General features: G+C 61.1%; 24 protein-coding genes and 1 pseudogene. 16 read left to right on the top strand and 9 right to left on the bottom strand.

Going from position 1 to position 26077, the window contains the following annotated elements; translation table 11 throughout:
- Positions 1–20: 20 nt before the first annotated feature.
- From FBX99_RS01600 to FBX99_RS01590, 3 genes are read left to right on the top strand one after another with little or no spacing between them, the layout of a single operon-like run.
- Positions 21–1202 carry an amino acid ABC transporter permease gene (locus FBX99_RS01600; RefSeq protein WP_144927822.1) on the top strand — a complete coding sequence of 394 codons (1182 nt, stop codon included), beginning with the start codon at positions 21–23 and terminating at the stop codon, positions 1200–1202.
- Between the two features lie 10 nt (positions 1203–1212).
- Positions 1213–2310: an amino acid ABC transporter permease gene (locus FBX99_RS01595; RefSeq protein WP_144927824.1), complete on the top strand. Its 1098-nt coding sequence runs from the start codon at positions 1213–1215 to the stop codon at positions 2308–2310.
- 10 nt (positions 2311–2320) lie between these two features.
- Positions 2321–3085, top strand: coding sequence for an amino acid ABC transporter ATP-binding protein (locus FBX99_RS01590; protein WP_042730176.1), 765 nt, complete (start codon positions 2321–2323; stop codon positions 3083–3085).
- A 62-nt stretch (positions 3086–3147) separates the two neighbouring features.
- Here FBX99_RS01590 and FBX99_RS01585 read toward each other — a convergent pair.
- Positions 3148–3366, bottom strand: a pseudogene (locus tag FBX99_RS01585) (type II toxin-antitoxin system MqsA family antitoxin); the annotation flags it as partial.
- A gap of 240 nt (positions 3367–3606) precedes the next feature.
- On the opposite strand from FBX99_RS01585, the gene FBX99_RS01580 reads away from it, so the two are divergent.
- From FBX99_RS01580 to FBX99_RS01565, 4 genes are all read left to right on the top strand, one after another.
- A complete protein-coding gene (locus FBX99_RS01580; RefSeq protein WP_144927826.1) occupies positions 3607–4911 on the top strand; it encodes a CynX/NimT family MFS transporter in 1305 nt (434 codons plus the stop codon).
- A gap of 87 nt (positions 4912–4998) precedes the next feature.
- The gene (locus FBX99_RS01575; protein ID WP_047701306.1) at positions 4999–5469 is read left to right on the top strand and encodes a nuclear transport factor 2 family protein; all 471 of its coding nucleotides are present in this window, start codon (positions 4999–5001) and stop codon (positions 5467–5469) included.
- A 41-nt stretch (positions 5470–5510) separates the two neighbouring features.
- On the top strand, positions 5511–5834 hold the full coding sequence (locus tag FBX99_RS01570; protein WP_052126382.1) for a GIY-YIG nuclease family protein: 324 nt from the start codon (positions 5511–5513) through the stop codon (positions 5832–5834).
- A 79-nt stretch (positions 5835–5913) separates the two neighbouring features.
- Complete coding sequence (locus FBX99_RS01565) at positions 5914–6852, top strand: glutathione S-transferase family protein (RefSeq protein WP_144927828.1); 939 nt, start codon at positions 5914–5916, stop codon at positions 6850–6852.
- Positions 6853–6927: 75 nt separating this feature from the next.
- Here FBX99_RS01565 and FBX99_RS01560 read toward each other — a convergent pair whose 3' ends face one another.
- Both FBX99_RS01560 and yejK read right to left on the bottom strand, forming a co-directional pair.
- Complete coding sequence (locus FBX99_RS01560) at positions 6928–7179, bottom strand: hypothetical protein (protein WP_144927830.1); 252 nt, start codon at positions 7177–7179, stop codon at positions 6928–6930.
- A gap of 206 nt (positions 7180–7385) precedes the next feature.
- Positions 7386–8390 (bottom strand): nucleoid-associated protein YejK, encoded by a 1005-nt coding sequence (gene yejK / locus FBX99_RS01555; protein ID WP_014340016.1) that lies wholly within the window; start codon positions 8388–8390, stop codon positions 7386–7388.
- Positions 8391–8786: 396 nt separating this feature from the next.
- On the opposite strand from yejK, the gene FBX99_RS01550 reads away from it, so the two are divergent.
- On the top strand, positions 8787–9071 hold the full coding sequence (locus FBX99_RS01550) for an HU family DNA-binding protein (protein WP_144927832.1): 285 nt from the start codon (positions 8787–8789) through the stop codon (positions 9069–9071).
- An 86-nt stretch (positions 9072–9157) separates the two neighbouring features.
- Here FBX99_RS01550 and rlmF read toward each other — a convergent pair whose 3' ends face one another.
- The 5 genes from rlmF to FBX99_RS01525 form a co-directional block, all read right to left on the bottom strand.
- Positions 9158–10183, bottom strand: a complete 1026-nt coding sequence (rlmF, locus tag FBX99_RS01545) for a 23S rRNA (adenine(1618)-N(6))-methyltransferase RlmF (RefSeq protein ID WP_145130454.1) — start codon at positions 10181–10183, stop codon at positions 9158–9160.
- A gap of 254 nt (positions 10184–10437) precedes the next feature.
- Positions 10438–13284 (bottom strand): valine--tRNA ligase, encoded by a 2847-nt coding sequence (locus FBX99_RS01540; RefSeq protein ID WP_144931255.1) that lies wholly within the window; start codon positions 13282–13284, stop codon positions 10438–10440.
- 151 nt (positions 13285–13435) lie between these two features.
- Positions 13436–13813, bottom strand: a complete 378-nt coding sequence (locus tag FBX99_RS01535; RefSeq protein ID WP_144931257.1) for a DNA polymerase III subunit chi — start codon at positions 13811–13813, stop codon at positions 13436–13438.
- A gap of 7 nt (positions 13814–13820) precedes the next feature.
- Positions 13821–14249, bottom strand: coding sequence for a DNA polymerase III subunit chi (locus FBX99_RS01530; RefSeq protein WP_144931260.1), 429 nt, complete (start codon positions 14247–14249; stop codon positions 13821–13823).
- A 60-nt stretch (positions 14250–14309) separates the two neighbouring features.
- Positions 14310–15800, bottom strand: a complete 1491-nt coding sequence (locus FBX99_RS01525) for a leucyl aminopeptidase (protein ID WP_144931262.1) — start codon at positions 15798–15800, stop codon at positions 14310–14312.
- Between the two features lie 286 nt (positions 15801–16086).
- On the opposite strand from FBX99_RS01525, the gene lptF reads away from it, so the two are divergent.
- The 8 genes from lptF (at position 16087) to pdxJ (ending at position 24490) form a co-directional block, all read left to right on the top strand.
- On the top strand, positions 16087–17208 hold the full coding sequence (lptF, locus tag FBX99_RS01520) for an LPS export ABC transporter permease LptF (RefSeq protein ID WP_144931264.1): 1122 nt from the start codon (positions 16087–16089) through the stop codon (positions 17206–17208).
- A complete protein-coding gene (gene lptG / locus FBX99_RS01515; RefSeq protein ID WP_144931266.1) occupies positions 17201–18262 on the top strand; it encodes an LPS export ABC transporter permease LptG in 1062 nt (353 codons plus the stop codon). The genes lptF and lptG overlap by 8 nt, the downstream gene beginning before the upstream one ends.
- A 162-nt stretch (positions 18263–18424) precedes the next feature.
- The gene (lepA, locus tag FBX99_RS01510; protein WP_144931268.1) at positions 18425–20224 is read left to right on the top strand and encodes a translation elongation factor 4; all 1800 of its coding nucleotides are present in this window, start codon (positions 18425–18427) and stop codon (positions 20222–20224) included.
- A 5-nt stretch (positions 20225–20229) separates the two neighbouring features.
- Positions 20230–21084: a signal peptidase I gene (gene lepB, locus FBX99_RS01505; protein WP_144931270.1), complete on the top strand. Its 855-nt coding sequence runs from the start codon at positions 20230–20232 to the stop codon at positions 21082–21084.
- A 168-nt stretch (positions 21085–21252) separates the two neighbouring features.
- Positions 21253–21942, top strand: a complete 690-nt coding sequence (rnc, locus tag FBX99_RS01500) for a ribonuclease III (RefSeq protein ID WP_041022961.1) — start codon at positions 21253–21255, stop codon at positions 21940–21942.
- A complete protein-coding gene (era, locus tag FBX99_RS01495; RefSeq protein WP_144931272.1) occupies positions 21935–22837 on the top strand; it encodes a GTPase Era in 903 nt (300 codons plus the stop codon). The genes rnc and era overlap by 8 nt, the downstream gene beginning before the upstream one ends.
- A 168-nt stretch (positions 22838–23005) precedes the next feature.
- Positions 23006–23695, top strand: a complete 690-nt coding sequence (recO, locus tag FBX99_RS01490) for a DNA repair protein RecO (protein ID WP_144931274.1) — start codon at positions 23006–23008, stop codon at positions 23693–23695.
- 51 nt (positions 23696–23746) lie between these two features.
- Entirely contained in the window at positions 23747–24490 is a 744-nt protein-coding gene (pdxJ, locus tag FBX99_RS01485; protein WP_144931276.1) for a pyridoxine 5'-phosphate synthase, read from the top strand.
- A gap of 113 nt (positions 24491–24603) precedes the next feature.
- On the opposite strand, the gene mltF is transcribed toward pdxJ, so the two are convergent.
- On the bottom strand, positions 24604–26064 hold the full coding sequence (mltF, locus tag FBX99_RS01480) for a membrane-bound lytic murein transglycosylase MltF (protein ID WP_144931278.1): 1461 nt from the start codon (positions 26062–26064) through the stop codon (positions 24604–24606).
- Between the last annotated feature and the right edge of the window lie 13 nt (positions 26065–26077).

Genomic DNA, 26077 nt, shown 5'->3' with positions numbered 1-26077 from the left:
CATTCTTTGCGGGGCACTTCATGCAAAATTCAATCGGCGCACCAAAGCAGAGGCTCAGCCTCAGCGATCCAAAAGTGCGTGCGTGGGTATTTCAGATCGTCACGGTCGTGGCGGTTATCGCGTTGGGCTGGTTCCTGTTCGACAACACCCAGACCAACCTCCAGCACCGGGGCATCACTTCCGGCTTCGGTTTCCTGGAACGCAGTGCCGGGTTCGGCATCGCTCAACACCTGATCGATTACACCGAAGCGGACAGTTATGCCCGCGTGTTTGTCATCGGTTTGCTCAACACGTTGCTGGTGACCTTCATTGGGGTGATCCTGGCGACCATCCTCGGTTTCATCATCGGTGTCGCGCGCTTGTCGCAGAACTGGATCATCTCCAAGCTGGCGACCGTTTACGTGGAGGTCTTCCGTAACATCCCGCCGTTGCTGCAGATCCTGTTCTGGTACTTCGCGGTATTCCTGAGCATGCCCGGGCCGCGCAACAGTCATAACTTCGGCGACACCTTCTTCGTCAGCAGCCGGGGCCTGAACATGCCGGCCGCGCTGGTTGCCGATGGGTTCTGGCCGTTCGTGGTCAGCGTCGTGCTGGCAATTGTCGCCATCGTGCTGATGACTCGCTGGGCCAACAAGCGTTTCGAAGAGACCGGCGAGCCGTTCCACAAGTTCTGGGTGGGCCTGGCGCTGTTCCTGGTGATTCCGGCCGTGTGTGCGTTGGTGTTTGGCGCTCCAGTGCGTTGGGAAATGCCGGAACTCAAGGGCTTCAACTTCGTCGGTGGCTGGGTACTGATCCCGGAACTGCTGGCCTTGACCTTGGCGTTGACCGTGTACACCGCGGCATTCATTGCCGAGATCGTGCGCTCGGGTATCAAGTCGGTCAGCCACGGCCAGACCGAGGCGGCCCGCTCCCTGGGGCTGCGCAACGGTCCGACCCTGCGCAAGGTGATCATCCCGCAGGCCCTGCGCGTGATCATTCCGCCGTTGACCAGCCAATACCTGAACCTGGCGAAAAACTCTTCTCTGGCGGCCGGTATCGGCTACCCGGAAATGGTGTCGCTGTTCGCCGGCACGGTGTTGAACCAGACCGGTCAGGCCATCGAGGTGATCGCGATCACCATGAGTGTGTACCTGGCGATCAGTATCAGCATTTCCCTGCTGATGAACTGGTACAACAAGCGCATTGCGCTGATCGAGCGGTGAGGAAACGCGCATGACATCCCATACTTTCAAACCCGATATGCCTCCACCGAGCAATAGCATCGGTGTGGTGGCGTGGGTGCGCGCCAACATGTTCTCAAGCTGGATCAACACGCTGCTGACTCTGTTTGCGTTCTACCTGATTTACCTGATTATCCCACCGCTGCTGCACTGGGCCATCCTGGATGCGAACTGGGTAGGTACTACCCGCGCCGACTGCACCAAGGAAGGCGCCTGCTGGGTGTTCATCCAGCAGCGTTTCGGTCAGTTCATGTACGGCTACTACCCGGCGGACCTGCGCTGGCGCGTGGATCTGACCGTGTGGCTGGCGGTGATCGGCGTGGCGCCGTTGTTCATCTCGCGCTTCCCGCGCAAGGCGATCTACGGCCTGAGCTTTCTGGTGCTGTACCCGATCATCGCCTGGTGCCTGTTGCACGGTGGCGTGTTCGGCCTGGACACCGTGGCGACCAGCCAGTGGGGCGGCCTGATGCTGACCCTGGTAATCGCCACTGTCGGTATCGCCGGCGCATTGCCGCTGGGCATCGTACTGGCCCTGGGGCGGCGTTCGAACCTGCCGGCGATCCGCGTGGTTTGCGTGACGTTCATCGAGTTCTGGCGTGGCGTGCCGTTGATCACCGTGCTGTTCATGTCGTCGGTGATGCTGCCGCTGTTCCTGCCTGAAGGCATGAACTTCGACAAGCTGCTGCGGGCGCTGATCGGGGTGATCCTGTTCCAGTCGGCCTACGTGGCCGAAGTGGTGCGCGGCGGTCTGCAAGCCATTCCAAAGGGGCAATACGAAGCGGCTGCGGCGATGGGCCTTGGCTACTGGCGCAGCATGGGCCTGGTGATTCTGCCGCAAGCCCTGAAGCTGGTGATCCCTGGCATCGTCAACACCTTCATTGCGTTGTTCAAGGACACGAGCCTGGTGATCATCATCGGCCTGTTCGACCTGCTCAACAGCGTGAAACAAGCTGCCGCCGACCCGAAATGGCTGGGCATGGCCACCGAAGGCTATGTGTTTGCCGCCCTGGTGTTCTGGATTTTCTGTTTTGGTATGTCGCGCTATTCCATGCATCTGGAACGCAAGCTCGACACAGGCCACAAGCGTTAGGAGTTGACTCATGAGTGAAGCAATCAAAAAGCCTGTGAGCCCTGAAGGCATTATTCAGATGCAGGGCGTCAACAAGTGGTACGGCCAGTTCCACGTGTTGAAGGACATTAACCTGAACGTCAAGCAGGGCGAACGTATCGTGCTGTGCGGCCCGTCGGGCTCCGGCAAGTCCACCACCATCCGTTGCCTCAACCGTTTGGAAGAGCACCAGCAAGGCCGCATCGTGGTCGATGGCGTGGAACTGACTAACGACCTCAAGCAGATCGAAGCGATCCGCCGTGAAGTCGGCATGGTGTTCCAGCACTTCAATCTGTTCCCGCACCTGACCATCCTGCAGAACTGCACCCTGGCGCCGATGTGGGTGCGCAAGATGCCCAAACGCAAGGCCGAGGAAATCGCTATGCATTATCTGGAGCGCGTACGCATTCCAGAGCAGGCGCACAAGTACCCGGGCCAGCTCTCCGGCGGTCAGCAGCAGCGTGTGGCCATCGCCCGTGCCCTGTGCATGAAGCCGAAGATCATGCTGTTTGACGAGCCGACCTCGGCTCTTGACCCGGAAATGGTGAAGGAAGTACTCGACACCATGATCGGCCTGGCCGAAGACGGCATGACCATGTTGTGCGTAACCCACGAAATGGGCTTCGCCCGCACCGTGGCCAATCGCGTGATCTTCATGGACAAGGGCGAAATCGTCGAGCAGGCGGCGCCGAACGACTTCTTCGACAACCCGCAGAACGACCGCACCAAGCTGTTCCTGAGCCAGATCCTGCATTGATCGCCAGGTAGTGAAAATAAACCCGGACTTGTCCGGGTTTATTTTTTTGCTGCGTTCTCGCCTCAAGACGTCAGCATGGTCTCGCGTTCCGGGTGACGTTCGAGCAGCAGTTGTCGCAGATCGGCGCCTTCGTTCAGGACCTGGATTTCGGCCAGCAGATGCGGCTGACGATCCAGCAGGCGCATCAGCATGAGCAGCGGCTGAGGCGGGGAAGCTTCCCCTCGCTCATAGCGGGAAAAGGCATTGTGCCCACCACCGGACAGCAGCTTGACTGCTTCTTTCTAATCGAAGATCACGTTTCTTTCCCTGCCCTCCAACCCTAGGCCCTTGTTCCCTCGGAGGAACCTGACTAACATGTCAGAAAATTGATCCCTTGATCGGATGAAAAAACGAATCTCATGTCTGATATTTCTTCGTTTTTTCAGTGCTGGCCGGCCAGGTGCTGGATCGGTCCAACGCCCGCAACGGTGGCTCCCTCCTGGTGATCGCCGCTCCGTTGTCCCCAAGCCCCAGAGTTCTCCATGTCCCGCGATTTGCTTGACCACACCTCGTCGACGGCGCCCAAGCGTGCCGCCGAACTCGAAGAATTGCTGATCGACGCTGAAGTCGACGATGAACAGGCTCAGCAAGCCCATCCGCTGCTGCGTCGGCCCTGGTTGCTGTTGCTCGGGTTGGTCCTGGTCGCGTTGAACCTGCGCCCGGCGTTGTCGAGCATGGCGCCTTTGCTCAGCGAGGTTTCGAAAAGCCTCGGCTTGTCCGCCGCCCAGGCGGGTTTGCTGACTACGCTGCCGGTGCTGTGCCTTGGCCTGTTCGCGCCACTGGCGCCCGTGCTGGCTCGGCGTTTCGGCGCCGAGCGCGTGGTGCTGGGGATCTTGTTGACGCTTGCCGGTGGGATTGTGCTGCGCAGTTCGTTCGGCCAGGTCGGCCTGTTCGCCGGCAGCGTCCTGGCCGGTGCGAGTATCGGTGTGATCGGCGTGCTGTTGCCGGGCATCGTCAAGCGTGACTTCGCCCGGCAGGCCGGGACCATGACCGGGGTCTACACCATGGCGCTGTGCCTGGGCGCGGCGATGGCCGCCGGGGCAACGGTGCCGTTGAGCGAACAACTGGACCATAGTTGGGCCCTGGGGCTTGGCTTCTGGGCGGTTCCGGCATTGTTGGCCAGTGTGTTCTGGCTGCCGCAGACCGCTCAGAAACAAGGTGCCCACCAGGCGGCGTATCGGGTTCGCGGTTTGTTGCGCGATCCATTGGCCTGGCAAGTGACGCTGTACATGGGGCTGCAATCGTCCCTGGCCTACATCGTGTTCGGCTGGCTGCCATCGATCCTCATCGGCCGTGGCCTGACGCCGACCCAGGCCGGCCTGGTGCTGTCGGGCTCGGTTATCGTGCAGTTGATCAGTTCCCTGGCGGCGCCCTGGCTGGCGACCCGTGGCCAGGACCAGCGCCCGGCCATCGTGATCGTCATGGTCATGACCCTCGGTGGGCTGTTCGGTTGCCTCTACGCACCCCTCGAAGGTTTGTGGGGTTGGGCGATCCTGCTGGGACTGGGGCAGGGCGCAACGTTCAGCCTGGCGTTGACGCTGATCGTGCTGCGTTCGCGAGACGCCCATGTGGCCGCGAACCTCTCCAGCATGGCGCAGGGCTTCGGTTATACCCTGGCGTCCCTCGGGCCTTTCGCAGTGGGGGTGGTGCATGACTGGACCGGCGGATGGCAAGCCCTGGGCTGGATCTTCGGCTTGATCGGCCTGGGCGCGATCATCGCTGGTATCGGCGCAGGGCGGGCGTTGTACGTCGGCGTCAGCAGCGAGAAAATCACCGACCTTCGCTGATGTTATTTTCATGGCGAATGACGATAGTGTTCTCGCCAGTGGCAGATTATTGTGGCGAGTCTACTGAAACGCTTTCGGAGTTCGTCCATGAGTGATGCCCACACCGCCCTGATCAACCGGTTTTACCAGGCCTTCCAACGCCTGGATGCCGAAGCCATGAGCGCCTGTTACACCGACGACGTGGTCTTCAGCGACCCGGCATTCGGCGAGCTTCGTGGGCGTGATGCCGGTGATATGTGGCGCATGCTCACCACCCGCGCCAAGGACTTTTCCCTGACCTTCGATAACGTGCGCAGCGATGAGCGTTCCGGTGGGGCGCATTGGGTGGCGACTTACCTGTTCAGCCAGACCGGCAATGTCGTGGTCAACGACATTCAGGCTCGCTTCGTGTTTCGTGATGGCAAGATCTGTGAACATCACGACAGTTTCGATCTGTGGCGCTGGTCCCGTCAGGCCTTGGGTGCCAAGGGTTTGCTGCTGGGTTGGACGCCGCTGGTGCGCAATGCGGTGAGGGCCCAGGCGCTCAAAGGGCTTCGGGCGTTCCAGGCCAGTCGCTGATAAGATCGCGGCCTACTTCCTACGCGTCTGTTGAACATTTCGTGACGACTGCCAACAACACTCCCGAGCTGCCTGTGGAGGCCGCGACCGAACCGGGCAAGCCCTGGTTCGTCTACCTGGTGCGGGCCGCCAACGGCGCGTTGTACTGTGGCATCAGCGACGATCCGGTGCGCCGTTTCGCCAAGCACCAGAGCGGCAAGGGCGCACGTTTCTTTCTCTCCAGCCCGGCGGTGGCATTGGTCTATACCGAAGCCTGCCGTGACAAGGGCGAAGCCCTGCGTCAGGAGCGGTTGATCAAAAAGCTGCGCAAAAGTGCCAAGGAATGCCTGGTAGCGAGTGCCGCGCCGCATCATCCATCCCACTGATGAGCCCTCATCAGGTGGGTAGGCTGTCTGGCCGTGGCGCGCTAAGCTTGCGAACTTCCTTCCTGCATTGGCAAACCTCATGTCAGAGCTGATTCTTCATCATTACCCGACGTCTCCCTTCGCCGAAAAAGCCCGTCTGCTGCTGGGCTTCAAAGGCTTGTCCTGGCGCTCGGTCAACATCCCGCCGATGATGCCCAAGCCCGACCTGACGGCGTTGACGGGTGGCTATCGCAAGACGCCGGTGTTGCAGATCGGCGCGGACATCTATTGCGACACGGCCCTGATCGCCCGGCGACTGGAACAGGAAAAAGCTTCACCGGCTTTGTTTCCCGAGGGCCGGGAAATGATCGCGGCAGCCTTTGCGGCCTGGGCCGATTCGGTAGTGTTCCAGCATGCAGTGAGCCTGGTGTTCCAGCCCGAGTCGATGGCCGTGCGTTTCGCCAAGTTGTCGCCTGAGGCAATCAAGGCGTTCATCGCTGACCGCGCTGGCCTATTCAGCGGTGGATCGGCCTCGCGCCTGTCTGCCGAGCAGGCCAAGCATCAGTGGCCGACGATCATGGCGCGGCTCGAGCAGCAGTTGCAGCGCGAAGAGGGTGATTTCCTGCTGGGAGAGCCGTCGATTGCCGACTTCGCCATGGCTCACCCATTGTGGTTTCTCAAGGGCACACCGGTGACGTCGGCGCTGGTGGACGCGTATCCGGCCGTCTCGGCCTGGCTGGCGCGGGTCTTGGCTTTCGGCCATGGTGCGTCGAGCGCGATGAGCTCCGAAGAGGCGTTGGACGTGGCTAACAACGCTACGCCGGCCGCGTTGCCGGATGAGTCATTCGATGAGTCGAGCGGATTTGCACAGGAGGGGCAGCAGGTGACCATAGCCGCGACTGACTATGGTGTCGATCCGGTGGCGGGGGAGTTGCTGTTTGCCGGGCGCGAAGAGCTGATCCTGCGCCGAGAAGACGAGCGCGGCGGGGTGGTGCATGTGCACTTTCCGCGGTTTGGTTTCAAGCTGTCGGTTGCATAACCCTGCGCTTATTCGAATGTGTCGCCGCCTCATGTTACTCAGGCGGCGATTCAGGTTTAACGGGACGCGGGTCCGTTAAGGATTGCAAAGAATCAAGTTTTGCTGGGCGTTATAAAAACTTTCTCTCTGAAAGCTGGCTTTGGCTTGTGCCAACGCGTCGCTGGTGCTGGTTGCATTGACGGTGATGGTTTTCATGCGAACGTTGTTCGGCGAGGAGTAGTACTCACACGTGTAGGTCGCGGCAGAAGCGAAACCGGTGTAAGTCCCAATGAGTAAAACTACCAGGCCTGGGCCGGTGATTCTGATAAACCGGTGAATGGGGTTCATTTCCATAGGCTCCATCTGAGTTCTGTCTGGCAGAAGACGGCCTCGGCGGGTGCTTCCACCGAGGTGCTATTGAATGAAATGGATTTTCTATGGAGGTCGCTACTGTAGAGGTTGACAGTCCTGACCGGTGGTCAAACAACGGTGGGAGCAAAGTTTACCCTCACCGCTTTTTGGCTTGGCTGACTGGCATCAGGTCGCCCGGTTCGTCAATTTCTTCGTTTCAACTGGTCCGTCAACGACGTCGGCAACCCCTTGATGATCAACGTACCGGCCTCTTCGTCATACTCGATCTTCGAGCCCAGCAGGTGCGCCTCGAAGCTGATGGATAACCCCTCGGCCCGGCCGGTGAAGCGGCGGAACTGGTTGAGGGTGCGTTTATCCGCCGGAATTTCCGGTGACAGGCCATAGTCCTTGTTGCGGATGTGATCGTAGAAGGCTTTCGGGCGGTCTTCGTCGATCAACTCGGACAATTCCTCCAGGCCCATGGGTTCGCCGAGCTTGGCCTGGCTGCTGGCGTAATCCACCAGGGTCTTGGTCTTTTCCCGGGCGTCGTCTTCCGGCAGGTCTTCGCTTTCGACGAAGTCGCTGAAGGCCTTGAGCAGCGTGCGGGTTTCGCCGGGGCCGTCGACACCCTCCTGGCAGCCGATGAAGTCGCGGAAGTATTCCGAGACCTTCTTGCCGTTCTTGCCCTTGATGAAGGAAATGTACTGCTTGGACTGTTTATTGTTCTGCCACTCCGACACGTTGATCCGCGCCGCCAGGTGCAACTGGCCCAGGTCCAGGTGACGGGACGGGGTGACGTCCAGTTCATCGGTGACCGCCACGCCTTCACTGTGGTGTAGCAGGGCGATGGCCAGGTAGTCGGTCATGCCCTGTTGATAGTGGGCGAACAGGACGTGGCCACCCACCGACAGGTTGGACTCTTCCATCAGCTTCTGCAGGTGTTCCACGGCCACGCGACTGAACGCAGTGAAATCCTTGCCGCCGTCCAGGTATTCCTTCAGCCAGCCGCTGAACGGATGTGCACCGGACTCGGCGTGGAAAAAACCCCAGGCCTTGCCTTGTTTGGCGTTGTAGCTTTCGTTGAGGTCGGCAAGCATGTTTTCGATGGCCGTGGACTCTGCCAGTTCGGAGTCCCGGGCATGGAGCACAGCAGGGGTGCCGTCGGGTTTTTTGTCGATCAGGTGGACGATGCAATGACGGATCGGCATGGGCTTCTCGGCTGATGAAAGGGAGGAGGGCACGCTCCCCCGAAAAGCGCCCAGTGTACCGCAATCACTGGTTTTGGAGCGCTGCGAAGGGGATTTCGGAGCCGTCCGACAGTCCATATGCATTTTTTTACCGATTTAGCGCAATAAAGCTGACCAAATGGGTAGCTAAGGGCGGATATTTCCCAGGCGTTGTGCTAGTTTTGCCCGGTCTTACGCGAAGGCACTGCGTTAAGCATGCATTCAGCATTTGTCAGGTCGAACCAAACCCGGATTTCGGCATCTATTACCCCGACCCGTCGTGGTGATGACCGAGGGTGTCCGATCCGAGGAGATCGGGCTCGATGGCTGACACTGCACTCTGCAATCCATATGAATTTGATAGGGAAGGAACACTACATGGCTCTTACTAAAGACCAACTGATCACTGATTTGGCTGACGCTGCAGACGCGTCGAAAACCACCGTGCGTGCACTGTTGGACCAACTGGGCCAAATCGTTGCCGATCAGCTGGAAAACGGCGGCGAACTCACTCTGCCAGGCGTTGGCAAGCTGAAAGTCACCGAGCGTCCTGCCCGTACCGGCCGCAACCCTTCGACTGGCGCTGCAATCGAAATCGCTGCAAAGAAAGTCGTCAAGCTGGTTCCGGCCAAAGTCCTGGTCGATTCGATCAACGCCAAGTAAGACGCTTTAAAGAAACCGTGCAGCGGAGCAGTCCGGGCACGGTTTTTTGTTGTCCTGAATAAAGTGGTCGGCGTAATGCGGCCCGTTCAGTCCTTGCGAACCCATCGCGCCTGACGCCAGGCCTGCTGCTGGGCTTCGGTATGGAAGGTCCAGGCCACGAAACGGCTCTGCTTTTGTCCCTGGGACATCTCCACCACTTCGCTGTGCACCGCGCCGGCCTTCTTCAGGGCGGCCTGAATCGCTGGCAGGTTCGACACCTTCGACACCAGGGTGCTGAACCACAGGACCTGCCGAGCCAACTGCGCGCTTTCACCGATCAGTTGGGTCACGAAACGGACTTCTCCGCCCTCGCACCACAACTCGGCGGCCTGACCGCCGAAATTCAGGACCGGCAACTTGCGTTTCGGATCGGCCTTGCCGAGGGCGCGCCACTTACGCTGGCTGCCGCGGGTCGCCTCCTCCAGGGACGCGTGGAATGGCGGATTGCACATCGTCAGGTCGAATCGTTCGGCTTCTTCGAGCAGGCCCAGCAGGATCTTCTTGCGATTGGTTTGCTGGCGCAGTTGGATCGCCTTGGCCAACCCATTGGCCTGGACGATGGTCTTGGCCGAGGCGATCGCCGTCGGGTCGATCTCCGAACCCAGGAAGTGCCAGCGGTAGTCGCTGTAGCCGATCAGCGGATACACGCAGTTGGCGCCGGTGCCGACATCCAGCACCTTCACCGCCGCGCCCCGAGGGATTTCCCCTTCGTTATGGTTGGCGAGCAGGTCGGCGAGGAAGTGCACATAGTCCGCACGACCCGGTACCGGAGGACACAGGTAGTCGGCCGGAATGTCCCAGTGGGCAATGCCATAAAAAGACTTGAGCAGCGCCCGGTTGAATACCCGCACGGCCTCGGGGCTGGCAAAGTCGATGCTTTCCTTGCCGTAGGGGTTGATGATCACGAACCTGGCCAGTTCCGGCGTGCCCTTGATCAAGGCCGGGAAGTCGTAATGGCCCTGATGGCGATTGCGCGGGTGCAGGCTGGCTTTTTCACGGGGCACGGCGGCCTTGGTTTCGGTGGCAGGCTTGGGCTTCGGGCGTGCGGGTCTGGGGGGGCGGGGCGCGGTCATGGGCGGGTCGATTCGGGGCTGGCTCAAAAAGTGGCGGGCATTGTCCCACATCCTGCCTGCTTTTGAGGCTTGCGCTGGACAAATGTGGGAGCGGGCTTGCTCGCGAAGGCGGTGGATCAGTCAGCTCGTTGGTTAGCTGACCCACCGTCTTCGCGAGCAAGCCCGCTCCCACAGGAGATTTCCAGTGCTCAGGAGAAAGTGGCAAGACAAAGAAGGAGGCCACCAGGGCCTCCTTCGTTCATTGCAGCTTGCCGTTACAAACTGGCAATCCGCGCATGTTGCTCGGCCAGCTTGCCCAAGGCCTGTTCCGCCTCGGCCAGTTTGGCCCGTTCCTTCTCGATGACGTCGGCCGGGGCCTTGTCGACGAAGCCGGCGTTGGACAGCTTGCCACCAACCCGCTGGACTTCTCCTTTCAAGCGCAGGATTTCCTTGTCCAGGCGCGCCAGTTCGGCGGCCTTGTCGATCAGGCCGGCCATCGGCACCAGTACTTCCATCTCGCCCACCAGGGCGGTGGCCGACAACGGCGCTTCTTCGCCGGCAGCCAGGACCGTCACCGATTCAAGCTTGGCCAGCTTCTTGAGCAGCGCTTCGTTTTCGTTGAGGCGGCGCAGGTCTTCGGCGCTGGCGTTCTTCAGGAACAGGGTCAGCGGCTTGCCCGGGCCGATGTTCATCTCGGCGCGGATGTTGCGCAGGCCGAGCATGAAGGTCTTGAGCCACTCGATGTCGTCTTCGGCCGCCGGATCGATGCGGCTTTCGTTGGCCACCGGCCACGGTTGCAGCATGATCGTCTTGCCTTGGGCGCCTGCCAGTGGCGCGATGCGCTGCCAGATTTCCTCGGTGATGAACGGCATGAACGGATGCGCCAGGCGCAACGCCACTTCCAGCACGCGCACCAAGGTGCGACGGGTGCCGCGCTGGCGTTCGGCTGGTGCATTTTCGTCCCACAGCACGGGTTTGGACAGTTCCAGATACCAGTCGCAATACTGGTTCCAGATGAACTCGTACAAGGCTTGTGCGGCCAGGTCGAAACGGAACTGGTCCAGTTGGCGGGTCACTTCGGCTTCGGTGCGTTGCAGTTGCGAAATGATCCAGCGGTCAGCCAGGGTCAGCTCATAGGCTTCGCCGTTCTGGCCGCAGTCTTCGCCTTTGTCCAGCACATAGCGCGCGGCGTTCCAGATCTTGTTGCAGAAGTTGCGGTAGCCTTCGACGCGGCCCATGTCGAACTTGATGTCACGACCGGTGGACGCCAGGGAGCAGAAGGTGAAGCGCAGGGCGTCGGTGCCGTAGCTGGCGATGCCATCGGCGAATTCTTCGCGGGTGGCCTTCTCGATCTTCTTCGCCAGTTTCGGCTGCATCAGCCCGGAGGTGCGTTTCTGCACCAGGGTTTCCAGGTCGATGCCGTCGATGATGTCCAGCGGGTCGAGGACGTTGCCCTTGGACTTGGACATCTTCTGGCCCTGGCCATCGCGTACCAGGCCATGGACGTAGACGGTCTTGAACGGGACCTGCGGCGTGCCGTCCTCGTTCTTCACCAGGTGCATGGTCAGCATGATCATCCGGGCGACCCAGAAGAAAATGATGTCGAAGCCGGTAACCAGTACATCGGTGGAGTGGAATTTCTTCAGGAATTCGGTCTGCTGCGGCCAACCCAGGGTCGAGAACGTCCACAGGCCAGAGCTGAACCAGGTGTCGAGGACGTCGTTATCCTGCTGCAGTGCAACGCCCGGGCCGAGGTTGTGCTTGGCGCGGACTTCGGCTTCATCGCGACCGACGTAGACCTTGCCCGACTCGTCGTACCAGGCAGGAATGCGATGGCCCCACCATAGCTGGCGGCTGATGCACCAATCCTGGATATCGCGCATCCACGAGAAGTACATGTTTTCGTATTGCTTGGGCACGAACTGGATGCGACCGTCTTCCACGGCAGCAATCGCCGGCTCGGCCAACGGCTTGGTGGACACGTACCACTGGTCGGTCAGCCACGGCTCGATGATGGTACCGGAGCGGTCGCCTTTCGGGACTTTCAGGCCGTGATCGTCGACGCTGACCAGCAGCCCGGCCGCGTCGAACGCCGCGACGATCTGCTTGCGCGCTTCGAAGCGGTCGAGCCCGGCGTATTCGGCCGGGATCTTGCCGTCGATGCTTTCGTTCAGGGTGCCGTCGAGGTTGAACACCTGGGCGGCCGGCAAGACGTTGGCGTTCTTGTCGAAGATGTTCAGCAGCGGCAGGTTGTGGCGCTTGCCGACTTCGTAGTCGTTGAAATCGTGGGCCGGGGTGATTTTCACGCAGCCGGTGCCGAATTCAGGGTCGCAGTAATCGTCACCGATGATCGGGATGCGGCGGCCGACCAGCGGCAGTTCCACGAACTTGCCGATCAGGGCCTTGTAGCGCTCGTCGTTCGGGTTTACCGCCACGGCCGAGTCGCCCAGCATGGTTTCCGGACGGGTGGTGGCGACGATCAGGTAATCCTTGCCTTCGGCGGTCTTGGCGCCATCGGCCAATGGGTATTTCAGGTTCCACAGGAAACCTTTCTCGTCGTGGTTTTCCACTTCGAGGTCGGAGATGGCGGTGTGCAGCTTGGTGTCCCAGTTGACCAGGCGCTTGCCGCGATAGATCAGCCCGTCCTCGTGCAGGCGCACGAAAGCTTCCTTCACCGCTTCCGAGAGGCCGTCGTCCATGGTGAAGCGCTCGCGGCTCCAGTCCACGGAGGAGCCGAGGCGACGGATCTGACGGCTAATGTTGCCACCGGACTCGTCTTTCCATTCCCAGACTTTCTCGAGAAATTTCTCGCGACCCAGGTCGTGGCGATTCTGGCCCTGGGCTTCGAGGCGGCGCTCCACCAGCATTTGCGTGGCGATACCGGCATGGTCGGTGCCCGGCTGCCACAGGGTGTTGCGCCCCTGCATGCGACGAAAACGGATCAGGGCGTCCATGATCGCGTTATTGAAGCCGTGGCCCATGTGCAGGCTGCCGGTGACGTTCGGCGGCGGGATCATGATGGTGTAGGAATCGCCCGCGCCTTGCGGAGCGAAATAATTCTCGGACTCCCAGGTGTTGTACCAGGAAGTTTCAATGGCGTGCGGCTGGTAGGTCTTATCCATGCGCGGCGGGACCCTATTGGCATTTATTCAGGAAAAGCCGGGAAGTATAGCCGCCGGGCCGGCGGCAAGCTATAAGCTGCAAGCTGCAAGCTGCAAGCTGCAAGCTGCAAGAGGAGAGACTGGCTTTTGCTTGCAGCTTAAAGCTTGCCGCTTAAAGCTTGCCGCTCGTAGCTGCGGCGAGCAGCCGCTCCATCCTGGCATCCAGCCGACGCTTGATTTCGGTCTCGATGTGCGGGGCGAAGTCGTCGATCACGTCCTGCATGATCAACTGCGCGGCGGCGCGCAATTCGCTGTCCAGGTGCAGCAGGGCATCGGGGCCCTTGGGATCGGCCTTGGGTGCCGGCTTGGGCTCGGGCTGGCCGGAAATCGGTTCGAACAGCAGGGGAATCTGTTCTTCATGCACGGACTCATGCGCGACCGTGTCGGTCAGCAGCGGCGGCTGCAGGGTGTCGTCGCCGAGCAACTGACGGATCGATTCGAGGTCATCCAGCAGATGCGGAGGCTTTGGCGGTGATTTTGGAGTATCCATCGTAGGCTCAGAGTCGCTGTAAACGGTGGTCTTGCAGAGGATAGCCCTGTTCGCGGTAGAAACGGAAACTCTCCCGCGCGGCTTGTCGGATGGCCGGATCCTCCACCACCACTTCCGCCACACGGGCAAAGCGTGGGGCAAAGGCCGGTACTTTCAGATCGAGGTTGACCAGCAGGTCCTGGTGTTGGCCGCAGTCATCCCCCAGCCCTAGCACGATCCACCCTTCGGGTTCGCTTTCGGCCGGGCCGTGGGGCACGAAGCTTTCGCCCTTGAAGGCCCACAGGCGTGCGTCGAGCGCTTCGCGCTGGGCGGCATCGCTGCAATGCAGGTAGATGCGATGGCCCATGCGCCAGGCTTTTTCGGTGAGCTTGCAGGCGAAATCCAGCCGGGCCGAGGGATCGGCGCTGGGCAGGATATAGAAATCGACTTTGGTCATTGCGGTTCCTGAGCTGCCGGTGACGCCGTCCGTAGACGGCGCCATCGGCAATCATGGGTGTCAGGCCTTGGCGCGGTCCAGCAGGTATTGGGTCAGGAGTGGAACCGGACGACCGGTGGCCCCCTTTTCCTTGCCGCCACTGGTCCATGCCGTACCGGCGATGTCCAGGTGCGCCCAGTTCAGATTCTTGGTGAAGCGCGACAGGAAGCACGCTGCCGTGATGGTCCCGGCTTTCGGGCCGCCGATGTTGGCGATATCGGCGAACGGGCTGTCCAGTTGTTCCTGGTATTCGTCGAACAGCGGCAACTGCCAGGCGCGGTCGTCGGCTTGCTGGCCGGCGCTGAGCAGTTGACCGATCAGTTCGTCGTTGTTGCCCAGCAGGCCCGAGGTGTGGGCGCCGAGGGCGACGACGCAAGCACCGGTCAGGGTCGCGATGTCGATTACCGCTTGCGGCTTGAAGCGTTCGGAGTAGGTGAGGGCGTCGCACAGCACCAGGCGGCCTTCGGCGTCGGTGTTGAGGATTTCCACGGTCTGGCCGCTCATCGTCGTGACGATGTCGCCCGGGCGCGAGGCCGTGCCGCTAGGCATGTTCTCGGCGCAGGCCAGGATGCACACCAGGTTGATCGGCAGTTGCAGCTCGAGCACGGCACGCAGGGTGCCGAACACGCTGGCGGCGCCGCCCATGTCGTATTTCATCTCATCCATGCCGGCACCGGGCTTGAGGCTGATGCCGCCGGTGTCGAAGGTAATGCCCTTGCCGACCAGCGCGTAGGGCTTCTCGGACTTCCTGCCGCCGTTGTATTGCATGACGATCAGGCGTGGCGGCTGGGCGCTGCCCTGGCCGACGGAGTAGAAGGAGCCCATGCCCAGGTCCTTGATTTTCTTCTCGTCGAAAACCTCGACCTTCAGGCCCTTGAATTGCTTGCCCAGGGCCTTGGCCTGCTCGCCGAGGAACGTCGGGTGGCAGATGTTCGGCGGCAGGTTGCCCAGGTCGCGGGTAAAAGCCATGCCGTTGGCGATGGCGGTGGCGTGGGTCACGGCGCGCTGGACTTCGGCCTGGGCGGCCTTGATGGTCAGCAAGGTGATTTTTTTCAGGGCGCGGGGTTCGGCCTTCTGGCTCTTGAACCGGTCGAACTGATATTCGCCGTCCACCAGGGTTTCGGCCAGCAGGCGGGTCTTGCCGTAGCTGTCGCGGCCCTTGACTACCAGCTCATCCAGCGCCAATGCGGCATCGCTGCCACCCAGGCCCTTGAGGGTGCCCAGGACGCTGGCGATGATCTTGCGAAACGGACGGTCGCCCAGTTCGGCGTCTTTGCCCACCCCGACCAGCAGCACACGCTCGGCCTTGAGGTTGGGCAGGTTGTGCAGCAGCAGGCTCTGGCCGACCTTGCCGGCGAGGTCGCCGCGCTTGAGCACGGCGCTGATGGCGCCGCCGCACAGGGCGTCGAGCTGGGAGGCGACGACGCCGAGCTTGCGGGCTTCGCCGACGGCAACCACCAGGGTGGCGGTTTTCAACGTTTCTGGGCTAACGCTTTTTACAACCAGTTCCATGTCCGGATCCCTGAGTGAATGGTCAAGATGTCGGGCGCCGACTGTAGCGAGTGAAGCAACGTCACGGTATCGCGCCGCAGACAAAGGCCGCAGTTTGAACCCGGGGGGCCGAAGCTGACAACCCTTGAGACAGCTATCTTTGCGGCTTCAGCCGCCGGTTTAAAGCGTGCGAAGTGACAGGCGCCTCCAATCACAGGATAATGCGGCTCTTTTTTCGGCGGCTCGTGATGGCGAGTGGCTCGATTGCTTGTTTGGCCCCTAGCCTGACAATCCTGGAGTGTCTGGTTTGATCGTCTTTCGATATCTATCCCGCGAAGTCCTGCTGACCCTGAGCGCGGTCAGCGCCGTGCTGCTGGTCATCATCATGAGCGGGCGTTTCATCAAGTACCTCGCCCAGGCCGCTTCCGGCGCGCTGGATCCAGGCTCCCTGTTCCTGATCATGGGTTTCCGCCTGCCAGGCTTCCTGCAACTGATCCTGCCGCTGGGGCTGTTCCTCGGCATTCTGTTGGCCTATGGTCGCCTGTACCTGGACAGCGAGATGACCGTCCTGTCCGCCACCGGCATGAGCCAGCAGCGGCTGTTTCGCATTACCCTGTTCCCGGCGACGCTGGTGGCGCTGGTGGTGGCCTGGCTGAGCATGAGCCTGGCGCCCCAAGGGGCCAATCAGTTCCAGTTGCTGATCAACCAGCAGGACGCCTTGACCGAATTCGACACCCTGGTGCCGGGGCGCTTCCAGGCGCTGCGCGATGGTACCCGCGTCACCTACACCGAACAGCTTTCGGATGACCGGATCAATCTTGGCGGCGTCTTCATCACACAGAAGAACCTGTCATCCAACAGCCAGAAGGATCGCGGCATTTCCGTGCTGGTGGCCGAGAAGGGGCGCCAGGAAATCAATCCCGACGGCAACCGCTACCTGATCCTCGAAAACGGCTACCGCTATGACGGCAAGCCGGGGCAGGCCGACTACCGGGCCATCAAGTACGACACCTACGGTGTGCTGCTGCCCAAGCCCGAAGCCAGCGAGGAAGTCACCGACCGCGACGCGATGCCTACCGCAACCCTGCTGGGCAACGATGACATCCGTGCGCGTACCGAGCTGCAATGGCGCCTGTCGCTGCCATTGCTGGTGTTTATCGTGACCCTGATGGCGGTCCCGCTGGCCCGGGTCAACCCGCGCCAGGGTCGTTTTCTCAAGCTGCTCCCGGCGATTCTCCTGTACATGGCTTACCTGACCATCCTCATTACCGCCCGCGGCGCCTTGGAAAAAGGCAAGATCCCGCCGGCTTTGGGCCTGTGGTGGGTGCATTCGATTTTCCTGGCCATCGGCCTGGGGCTGCTCTACTGGGAGCCGCTGCGCCTGAAGCTGGCGAGCCGTCGCAGCGCGCTGGAGGTGGCCCGTGGTTAAACTCGATCGTTATATTGGCAGCAGCGTCTTCATGGCGATCCTCGCGGTGCTGGGGATCATCCTTGGCCTGGCGACCCTGTTTGCCTTCATCGATGAGATGAGCGACGTCAGCGATACCTACACCCTGGCAGACGTGGCGAGCTATGTGCTGCTGACCGCGCCAAGGCGCCTGTACGACATGCTGCCGATGGCAGCTCTGATCGGCTGCCTGATCGGCCTGGGCAGTCTGGCCAGCAACAGCGAACTGACCATCATGCGGGCCGCCGGGGTTTCCGTCGGTCGGATCGTGTGGGCGGTGATGAAGCCGATGCTGGTGCTGATGCTGGTCGGCGTCCTGATTGGCGAATACATCGCGCCGGCCACCGAGAACACCGCCCAGGCCAACCGTTCCCTGGCCCAGGGTGGTGGCGATGCACAAAGCGCCAAGCATGGCCTGTGGCACCGCCAGGGCGATGAATTCATCCACATCAACTCGGTCCAGCCCAACGGTATCCTCTATGGCGTGACCCGGTATCGCTTTGACGCACAACGCCACATGCTGTCGTCGAGCTTCGCCAAGCGCGCCCAGTTTGCCGAGGATCACTGGCAGTTGAGCGATGTCACCACCACCTTGTTCCATGAAAAGAACACCGAAGTGGTCGCGAGCACGCAGGAGCGTTGGGACGTCGCCATCAGCCCGCAGCTGCTGAGCACAGTCGTCATGGCGCCGGAGTCCCTGTCGATTACCGGCCTGTGGGGGTATATCCACTACCTGGCCGACCAGGGCCTGAACAACGGCCGCTATTGGCTGGCTTTCTGGGTCAAGGTATTGCAACCGCTGGTCACCGCTGCCCTGGTGCTGATGGCCATCTCCTTCATCTTTGGTCCGCTGCGTTCGGTCACCCTCGGGCAGCGGGTGTTTACCGGCGTGCTGGTGGGCTTCACCTTCCGCATTGCCCAGGATCTGCTGGGGCCATCGAGCCTGGTGTTCGGTTTCTCGCCACTGTTCGCGGTGCTGGTGCCGGCGGGTGTCTGTGCGTTGGCCGGACTCTGGCTGTTGCGCCGGGCTGGGTAATCCCAGGAGCTCTGTGGCGAGGGGATACATCCCCTCGCCACGAATACCTCCCCGGCAAAAAACCTCATCGACAGGCGAACGTGACGCTTGCGCGCTGTATCAGGTACAATTCCCGGCTATTTTTCGGCGGGCCCTGCCTGCAGCCTTTTTGAGTGTTGATCCGTGAGTGATTTGAGTCATATCCGCAATTTCTCCATCATCGCCCACATTGACCATGGCAAGTCGACGCTGGCTGATCGCTTCATCCAGATGTGCGGCGGCCTGACCGAGCGTGAGATGGAAGCCCAGGTCCTGGATTCCATGGATCTCGAGCGTGAACGCGGGATTACCATCAAGGCCCACAGCGTCACTCTCTATTACAAGGCCAAAGACGGCGTCACCTATCAACTGAACTTCATTGACACCCCGGGCCACGTCGACTTCACCTACGAAGTCAGCCGTTCGCTGGCGGCCTGTGAGGGGGCGTTGCTGGTGGTCGATGCCGGCCAGGGTGTCGAGGCGCAATCGGTTGCCAACTGCTATACGGCTATCGAGCAAGGCCTGGAAGTCATGCCGGTGCTGAACAAGATCGATCTGCCCCAGGCCGAGCCGGAGCGGGTCAAGGAGGAAATCGAGAAGATCATCGGCATTGACGCCACCGACGCGGTCACCTGCAGCGCCAAGACCGGCCTGGGCGTGGATGAAGTGCTCGAGCGCCTGGTGAACACCATTCCCGCGCCGACCGGCAACATCGAGGATCCGCTGCAAGCGTTGATCATCGACTCCTGGTTCGACAACTACCTGGGCGTGGTGTCCCTGGTTCGCGTGCGCCACGGCCGCGTGAAGAAGGGCGACAAGATCCTGGTCAAGTCCACCGGCAAGGTCCACCTGGTGGACAGCGTCGGTGTATTCAACCCGAAACACACCGCTACCGCCGACCTCAAGGCTGGTGAAGTGGGCTTCATCATCGCCGGCATCAAGGACATCCACGGGGCGCCGGTCGGCGACACCCTGACCCTGAGCTCAACCCCGGATGTCGATGTGCTGCCGGGTTTCAAGCGTATCCAGCCCCAGGTCTATGCCGGCCTGTTCCCGGTCAGTTCCGACGATTTCGAGGATTTCCGCGAAGCACTGCAGAAACTGACCCTGAACGACTCGTCGTTGCAATACACCCCGGAAAGCTCCGACGCCCTGGGCTTTGGCTTCCGTTGCGGGTTCCTGGGCATGCTGCACATGGAAATCATCCAGGAGCGCCTGGAGCGCGAGTACGACCTGGACCTGATCACCACGGCGCCGACGGTAATCTTCGAGCTGCTGCTCAAGAACGGTGAAACCATCTACGTCGACAACCCGTCCAAGCTGCCAGACCTGTCGGCCATCGAAGACATGCGCGAACCGATCGTGCGGGCCAACATCCTTGTGCCTCAAGAGCACCTGGGCAACGTCATTACCCTGTGCATCGAAAAGCGCGGCGTGCAGCACGACATGCTGTTCCTCGGCTCGCAGGTCCAGGTGACCTACGACCTGCCGATGAACGAAGTGGTGCTGGACTTCTTCGACCGCCTGAAATCCACCAGTCGCGGCTATGCTTCGCTGGACTATCATTTCGATCGTTATCAATCGGCTAATCTGGTGAAGCTGGATGTGCTGATCAACGGCGAGAAGGTCGATGCCCTGGCATTGATCGTGCACCGTGACAACGCGCACTACAAAGGTCGTGCATTGACCGAGAAGATGAAGGAACTGATTCCGCGGCAGATGTTCGACGTGGCAATCCAGGCCGCCATTGGCGGGCAGATTGTGGCGCGTACAACCGTCAAGGCGCTCAGAAAGAACGTATTGGCCAAATGCTACGGCGGCGACGTCAGCCGTAAGCGCAAGCTGTTGGAAAAGCAGAAGGCCGGTAAAAAACGCATGAAGCAGGTCGGTAACGTGGAAATTCCACAGGAAGCCTTCCTTGCGGTGCTCAGGTTGGATAGTTAGGTCCTATGTCGCTAAATTTCCCGCTGTTGCTGGTTATCGCCGTGTTTGTCTGCGGTCTGTTGGCGTTGATTGATCTGTTGTTCCTGGCGCCTCGGCGCCGGGCGGCCATTGCCTCCTATCAGGGCAGCGTCAGCCAGCCTGACGGTGTGGTGGTCGAGAAACTCAACAAGGAACCGCTGCTGGTCGAATACGGCAAGTCGTTCTTTCCGGTGCTGTTCATCGTGCTGGTGCTACGTTCGTTTCTGGTGGAACCGTTCCAGATCCCGTCCGGCTCGATGAAGCCGACCCTGGACGTGGGCGATTTCATCCTGGTGAACAAGTTCTCCTATGGGATCCGCCTGCCGGTGATCGACAAGAAAATCATCGAGGTTGGAGATCCGCAACGCGGCGACGTGATGGTGTTCCGCTTCCCCAGCGACCCCAACGTCAACTACATCAAGCGCGTGGTCGGTCTGCCGGGCGACAAGATCCGCTACACCGCCGACAAGCGCTTGTTCGTGAACGGTGAACTGGTAGCCGAACAGTTGCTCGGTTCCGAGCCGGGCACTTTGGGCAGCGCCGAGCTCTACCAGGAAAAACTCGGCGAGGTCGAGCACCTGATCCGCAAGGAAATGAGCCGCTACCGCGCCACGCCGGACCATTCGTGGACGGTGCCGGCCGGGCACTATTTCATGATGGGCGACAACCGTGACAACTCCAACGACAGCCGTTACTGGGATGATCCGAACATTCCCAAGGACATGCTGGGCATGGTTCCCGACCGCAATATCGTCGGCAAGGCCTTCGCGGTCTGGATGAGCTGGCCGGAACCCAAGCTCGGACACCTGCCGAACTTCTCGCGGGTTGGCCTGATCAAGTAAACACACACGGCGCTGTTGAACACAGCGCCGAATGCATTTCTGGAGCCTGGACAAGGCGCCAACGATAGTCAGGACGTCATTTTTGAACACAGCGTTAATTGTCCCAAGCCAACGGCGCGTTGCCGACCTGGCGGTGGAATCCAGCCACGAACTCAGCGTGGGTAAACCGTGAGCGTTTCTCTAAGCCGCCTCGAGCGCCAGCTCGGCTACACCTTCAAGGACCCGGAGCTGATGCTCCTGGCCCTCACTCACCGCAGTTTTGCCGGGCGCAACAACGAACGCCTGGAGTTTCTCGGCGATGCCATCCTCAATTTCGTCGCTGGCGAGGCGCTGTTCGAACGCTTCCCGCTGGCCCGCGAAGGCCAGTTGTCGCGTCTGCGCGCACGCCTGGTAAAAGGTGAGACCCTGGCCGTACTGGCCCGTGGTTTCGATCTGGGCGACTACCTGCGCCTGGGCTCCGGCGAGTTGAAAAGCGGCGGCTTTCGTCGCGAGTCGATCCTGGCCGATGCCCTGGAAGCCCTGATCGGTGCGATCTACCTGGATTCTGGCATGGAAAAGGCCCGCGAGCGCGTGCTGGCCTGGCTGACCTCGGAAATCGACAGCCTGACGCTGGTGGACACCAACAAGGATCCGAAAACCCGTTTGCAGGAATTCCTGCAATCGCGCAGTTGCGAGCTGCCGCGCTACGAAGTCGTGGACATCCAGGGCGAGCCGCACTGCCGTACCTTCTTCGTCGAATGCGAAGTGGTCCTACTGAATGAAAAAAGCCGTGGCCAGGGCGTGAGCCGTCGTATCGCCGAACAGGTGGCGGCCGCCGCAGCATTGATCGCCCTGGGCGTGGAGAATGGCAATGACTGATACAACTGTTACCCGTTGCGGCTATGTCGCCATCGTTGGCCGGCCGAACGTGGGCAAGTCCACATTGCTGAACCATATCCTGGGCCAGAAACTGGCGATCACCTCGCGCAAGCCCCAGACCACCCGCCACAATATGCTGGGTATCAAGACCGAAGGCGACGTGCAGGCCATCTACGTCGACACCCCGGGCATGCACAAGGGTGGCGAAAAGGCCCTGAACCGCTACATGAACAAGACCGCTTCGGCGGCGTTGAAAGACGTCGACGTGGTGATCTTCGTGGTCGACCGTACCAAGTGGACCGAAGAAGACCAGATGGTTCTCGAACGCGTCCAGTACGTGACCGGTCCGCTGATCGTGGCACTGAACAAGACCGACCGCATCGAGGACAAGGCCGAGCTGATGCCGCACCTGAGCTGGTTGCAGGAGCAATTGCCCAACGCCCAGATCATTCCGATCTCGGCCCAGCACGGCCATAACCTGGACGCGCTGGAGCGGGTAATTGCCGAGCACCTGCCGGAAAACGATCACTTCTTCCCCGAAGACCAGATCACCGACCGCAGCAGCCGTTTCCTCGCCGCTGAACTGGTGCGCGAGAAAATCATGCGTCAGCTGGGCGCCGAGCTACCGTACCAGATCACCGTGGAAATCGAAGAGTTCAAGCAGCAGGGCAAGACCCTGCACATCCACGCGTTGATCCTCGTCGAACGTGACGGTCAGAAGAAAATCATCATTGGTGACAAAGGCGAGCGCATCAAGCGCATCGGCACCGAGGCACGCAAGGACATGGAGCTGCTCTTCGACTCCAAGATCATGCTTAACCTGTGGGTCAAGGTGAAGGGTGGCTGGTCGGATGATGAACGGGCGTTGCGGTCGTTGGGTTACGGCGACCTGTAATTCGCCCAGCGGTACACCACGAACCTTGTGGGAGCGGGCTTGCTCGCGAATGCGTCCTGTCAGTCGACATCATTGTCAACCGACACGCCGCATTCGCGAGCAAGCCCGCTCCCACATTGGTTTTGGATCGTTTATAAAATTGTGCTTCGTCAGCGAGACTTCATTTCCTTGTCCCCCACCCAACCCATCGCCCAAGCCGCCTACGTCCTGCATTCGCGCGCCTACCGCGAAAGCAGTGCTTTGGTGGATTTCCTCACGCCGCAAGGGCGGTTGCGGGCGGTATTGCGCGGGGCGCGGGGCAAGGCCGGGACGCTGGCGCGGCCGTTCGTTCCCTTGGAGGTCGAATTCCGCGGGCGGGGCGAGCTGAAGAATGTCGGGCGCATGGAAAGCAGTGGGATCGCAGCCTGGCTCAATGGCGAAGCCTTGTTCAGCGGCCTCTACCTCAATGAACTGCTGATCCGTCTGTTGCCTGCCGAAGATCCCCATCCCGCCGTCTTCGACCATTACGCCGCGACACTACTGGCCCTGGCCGAAGGGCGGCCGCTGGAGCCGTTGCTGCGATCTTTCGAATGGCGGTTGCTGGATGACCTGGGCTATGGATTCGCTCTCGACGCCGATCTGCACGGCGAGCCCATTGCCGCCGATGGCCTGTACCGCTTGCAGGTGGATGCCGGCCTGGAGCGTGTCTACCTGTTGCAGCCCGGCCTGTTCAATGGTGTCGAGCTGCTGGCCATGGCCGAGGCCGACTGGAGTGCGCCGGGCGCGCTGTCCGCAGCCAAGCGTCTGATGCGCCAGGCCTTGGCGGTTCACCTGGGCGGCAAGCCGCTGGTCAGTCGCGAGCTGTTTCGCAAGCCCTGATCAACCCGTATGCTGTGGGCCGAATCTCTGTCCATTCAAGGAGCGCTTTTCGTGAGCACCAGCAATCGCATTCTTCTCGGCGTGAACATCGACCATGTCGCCACCCTGCGCCAGGCCCGCGGTACCCGCTATCCGGATCCGGTCAAGGCCGCACTGGACGCCGAAGAGGCGGGCGCCGACGGCATCACCGTGCACCTGCGCGAAGACCGTCGTCATATCCAGGAACGCGATGTGCTGCTGCTCAAGGATGTGTTGCAAACCCGCATGAATTTCGAGATGGGCGTGACCGAAGAAATGATGGCGTTCGCCGAACGTATTCGTCCGGCGCACATCTGCCTGGTGCCGGAAACGCGCCAGGAACTGACCACCGAAGGCGGCCTGGACGTGGCCGGGCAGGAAACGCGGATCAAGGCGGCGGTGGAGCGGCTGTCGAAAACCGGCGCCGAGGTGTCGTTGTTCATCGATGCCGACGAGCGGCAGATCGAGGCCTCCAAGCGGGTCGGTGCCCCAGCCGTGGAACTGCACACCGGCCGCTACGCCGATGCCGAGACCCCCACGGATGTGGCCGATGAGCTGCAGCGGGTGGCTGACGGTGTCGCGTTCGGCCTGGCCCAGGGCCTGATCGTCAACGCCGGCCATGGCCTGCATTACCACAACGTCGAAGCTGTGGCGGCCATCAAGGGCATCAACGAACTGAACATCGGCCATGCGCTGGTGGCCCATGCCTTGTTTGTCGGGTTCAAGTCGGCGGTGGCGGAGATGAAGGCGCTGATCCTGGCTGCCGCCAAGTCCTGACCGCAGCCATAAACCCAATGTGGCTGCTCACTTAAGGCTTGCCTGATTCATTGTGGCGAGGGAGCTTGCTCCCGCGCCACAGGTTCATCACAGCATCGGATGGTGCACAGCCATCAGAGCTGCGGGCTTTCCTGGTTCGGCTTGCTCTTGTCGACGCCCGGCACATGCAGGTTGCCCTCGGCCACCTGGTTGCCTTCGAGCTGCGGTTGCGTGACCCAGGTCAGGATGTCGTAGTAGCGGCGGATGTTCGCCACGAAATGCACCGGCTCGCCGCCCCGGGCGTAGCCGTAGCGGGTCTTGCTGTACCACTGTTTCTGGGACAGGCGCGGCAGGATCTTCTTCACGTCCAGCCACTTGTTCGGGTTCAGCCCTTCCTTGGCCGCCAGCTTGCGGGCATCGTCCAGGTGACCGCTGCCGACGTTGTAGGCGGCAAGGGCGAACCAGGTGCGGTCTGGCTCCTGGATACTCTCGTCCAATTGATCCTTCATGTAGGCCAGGTACTTGGCGCCGCCCATGATGCTTTGTTTCGGGTCCAGGCGGTTGGACACGCCCATGGCCTGGGCGGTGTTCTGGGTCAGCATCATCAGGCCGCGCACACCGGTTTTGGACGTGACCGCCGGTTGCCAAAGGGATTCCTGGTAGCCGATGGCGGCCAACAGGCGCCAATCGACTTTTTCCTGCTTGGCGTAGGTCTTGAAGTGCTGCTCGTATTTGGGCAACCGTTGCTGCAAATGCTGGGCGAAGGTGGTGGCGCCCATGTAGCCGAGGACATCGACGTGTCCGTAATAGCGGTCTTTGAGGCGTTGCAGGGTGCCGTTCTTCTGCACTTTGTCGAGGTAGGCGTTGATCTCGTTGAGCAGGCTGTTGTCTTCGCCGGGGGCCACTGCCCAGCTCTGGCTGCGGGCATCGCCCAGGTCGAAGGCCACGCGCACGTTGGGGAAGTACACCTGGTTCATCGCCACTTCGTTGGAGTCCACCAGGGTCAGGTCGATCTGGCCCTCATCGACCATGCGCAAAAGGTCGACCACTTCGACGGCGTCGGATTCTTCGTATTCGATGCCTGGATACTGCTGTTTCAGCTGCGCCAGTTGCTCGGCGTGGGTGCTGCCCTTGAGCACCATGATCTTCTTGCCCGCCAGGGCCGCCGCGTCGGTGGGGCGTGACTGGCCGTTGCGGTAGATGACCTGCGGGGTGACTTCCAGGTAGGAATGGGAGAACCGCACCTGTTTCTTGCGCGCCTCGCTGCTGACCAGCCCCGCGGCCGCCAGTACCGGGCCGTTGGGCTTGCCGATCTGGCTGAACAGGTCGTCGAGGTTGTCGGCGGTCTCGATTTTCAGTTCCACGCCCAAATCGTCGGCGAAACGCTTCACCAGCTCGTATTCGAAGCCGGTTTCACCGTTGCGATCCTCAAAGTAGGTGGCGGGGCTGTTCCGGGTAACCACCCGCAGCACGCCATCCTCCTTTACGCGCTCCAGTGTGTTGGGTTTCTCAACACAACCACTGAGCACCAGGAAGAGTCCGGTTGCGATCAGCCATCTGGCGTACCGCGGACGCAAAGCCGTTGGGGAAAACATCTGCGCAGTATAC

Origin of the sequence: Pseudomonas sp. SJZ074, assembly GCF_007828215.1 — a bacterium.
Taxonomy (GTDB): Bacteria; Pseudomonadota; Gammaproteobacteria; order Pseudomonadales; family Pseudomonadaceae; genus Aquipseudomonas.
This window is presented reverse-complemented; position numbering and strand designations above follow the sequence as displayed.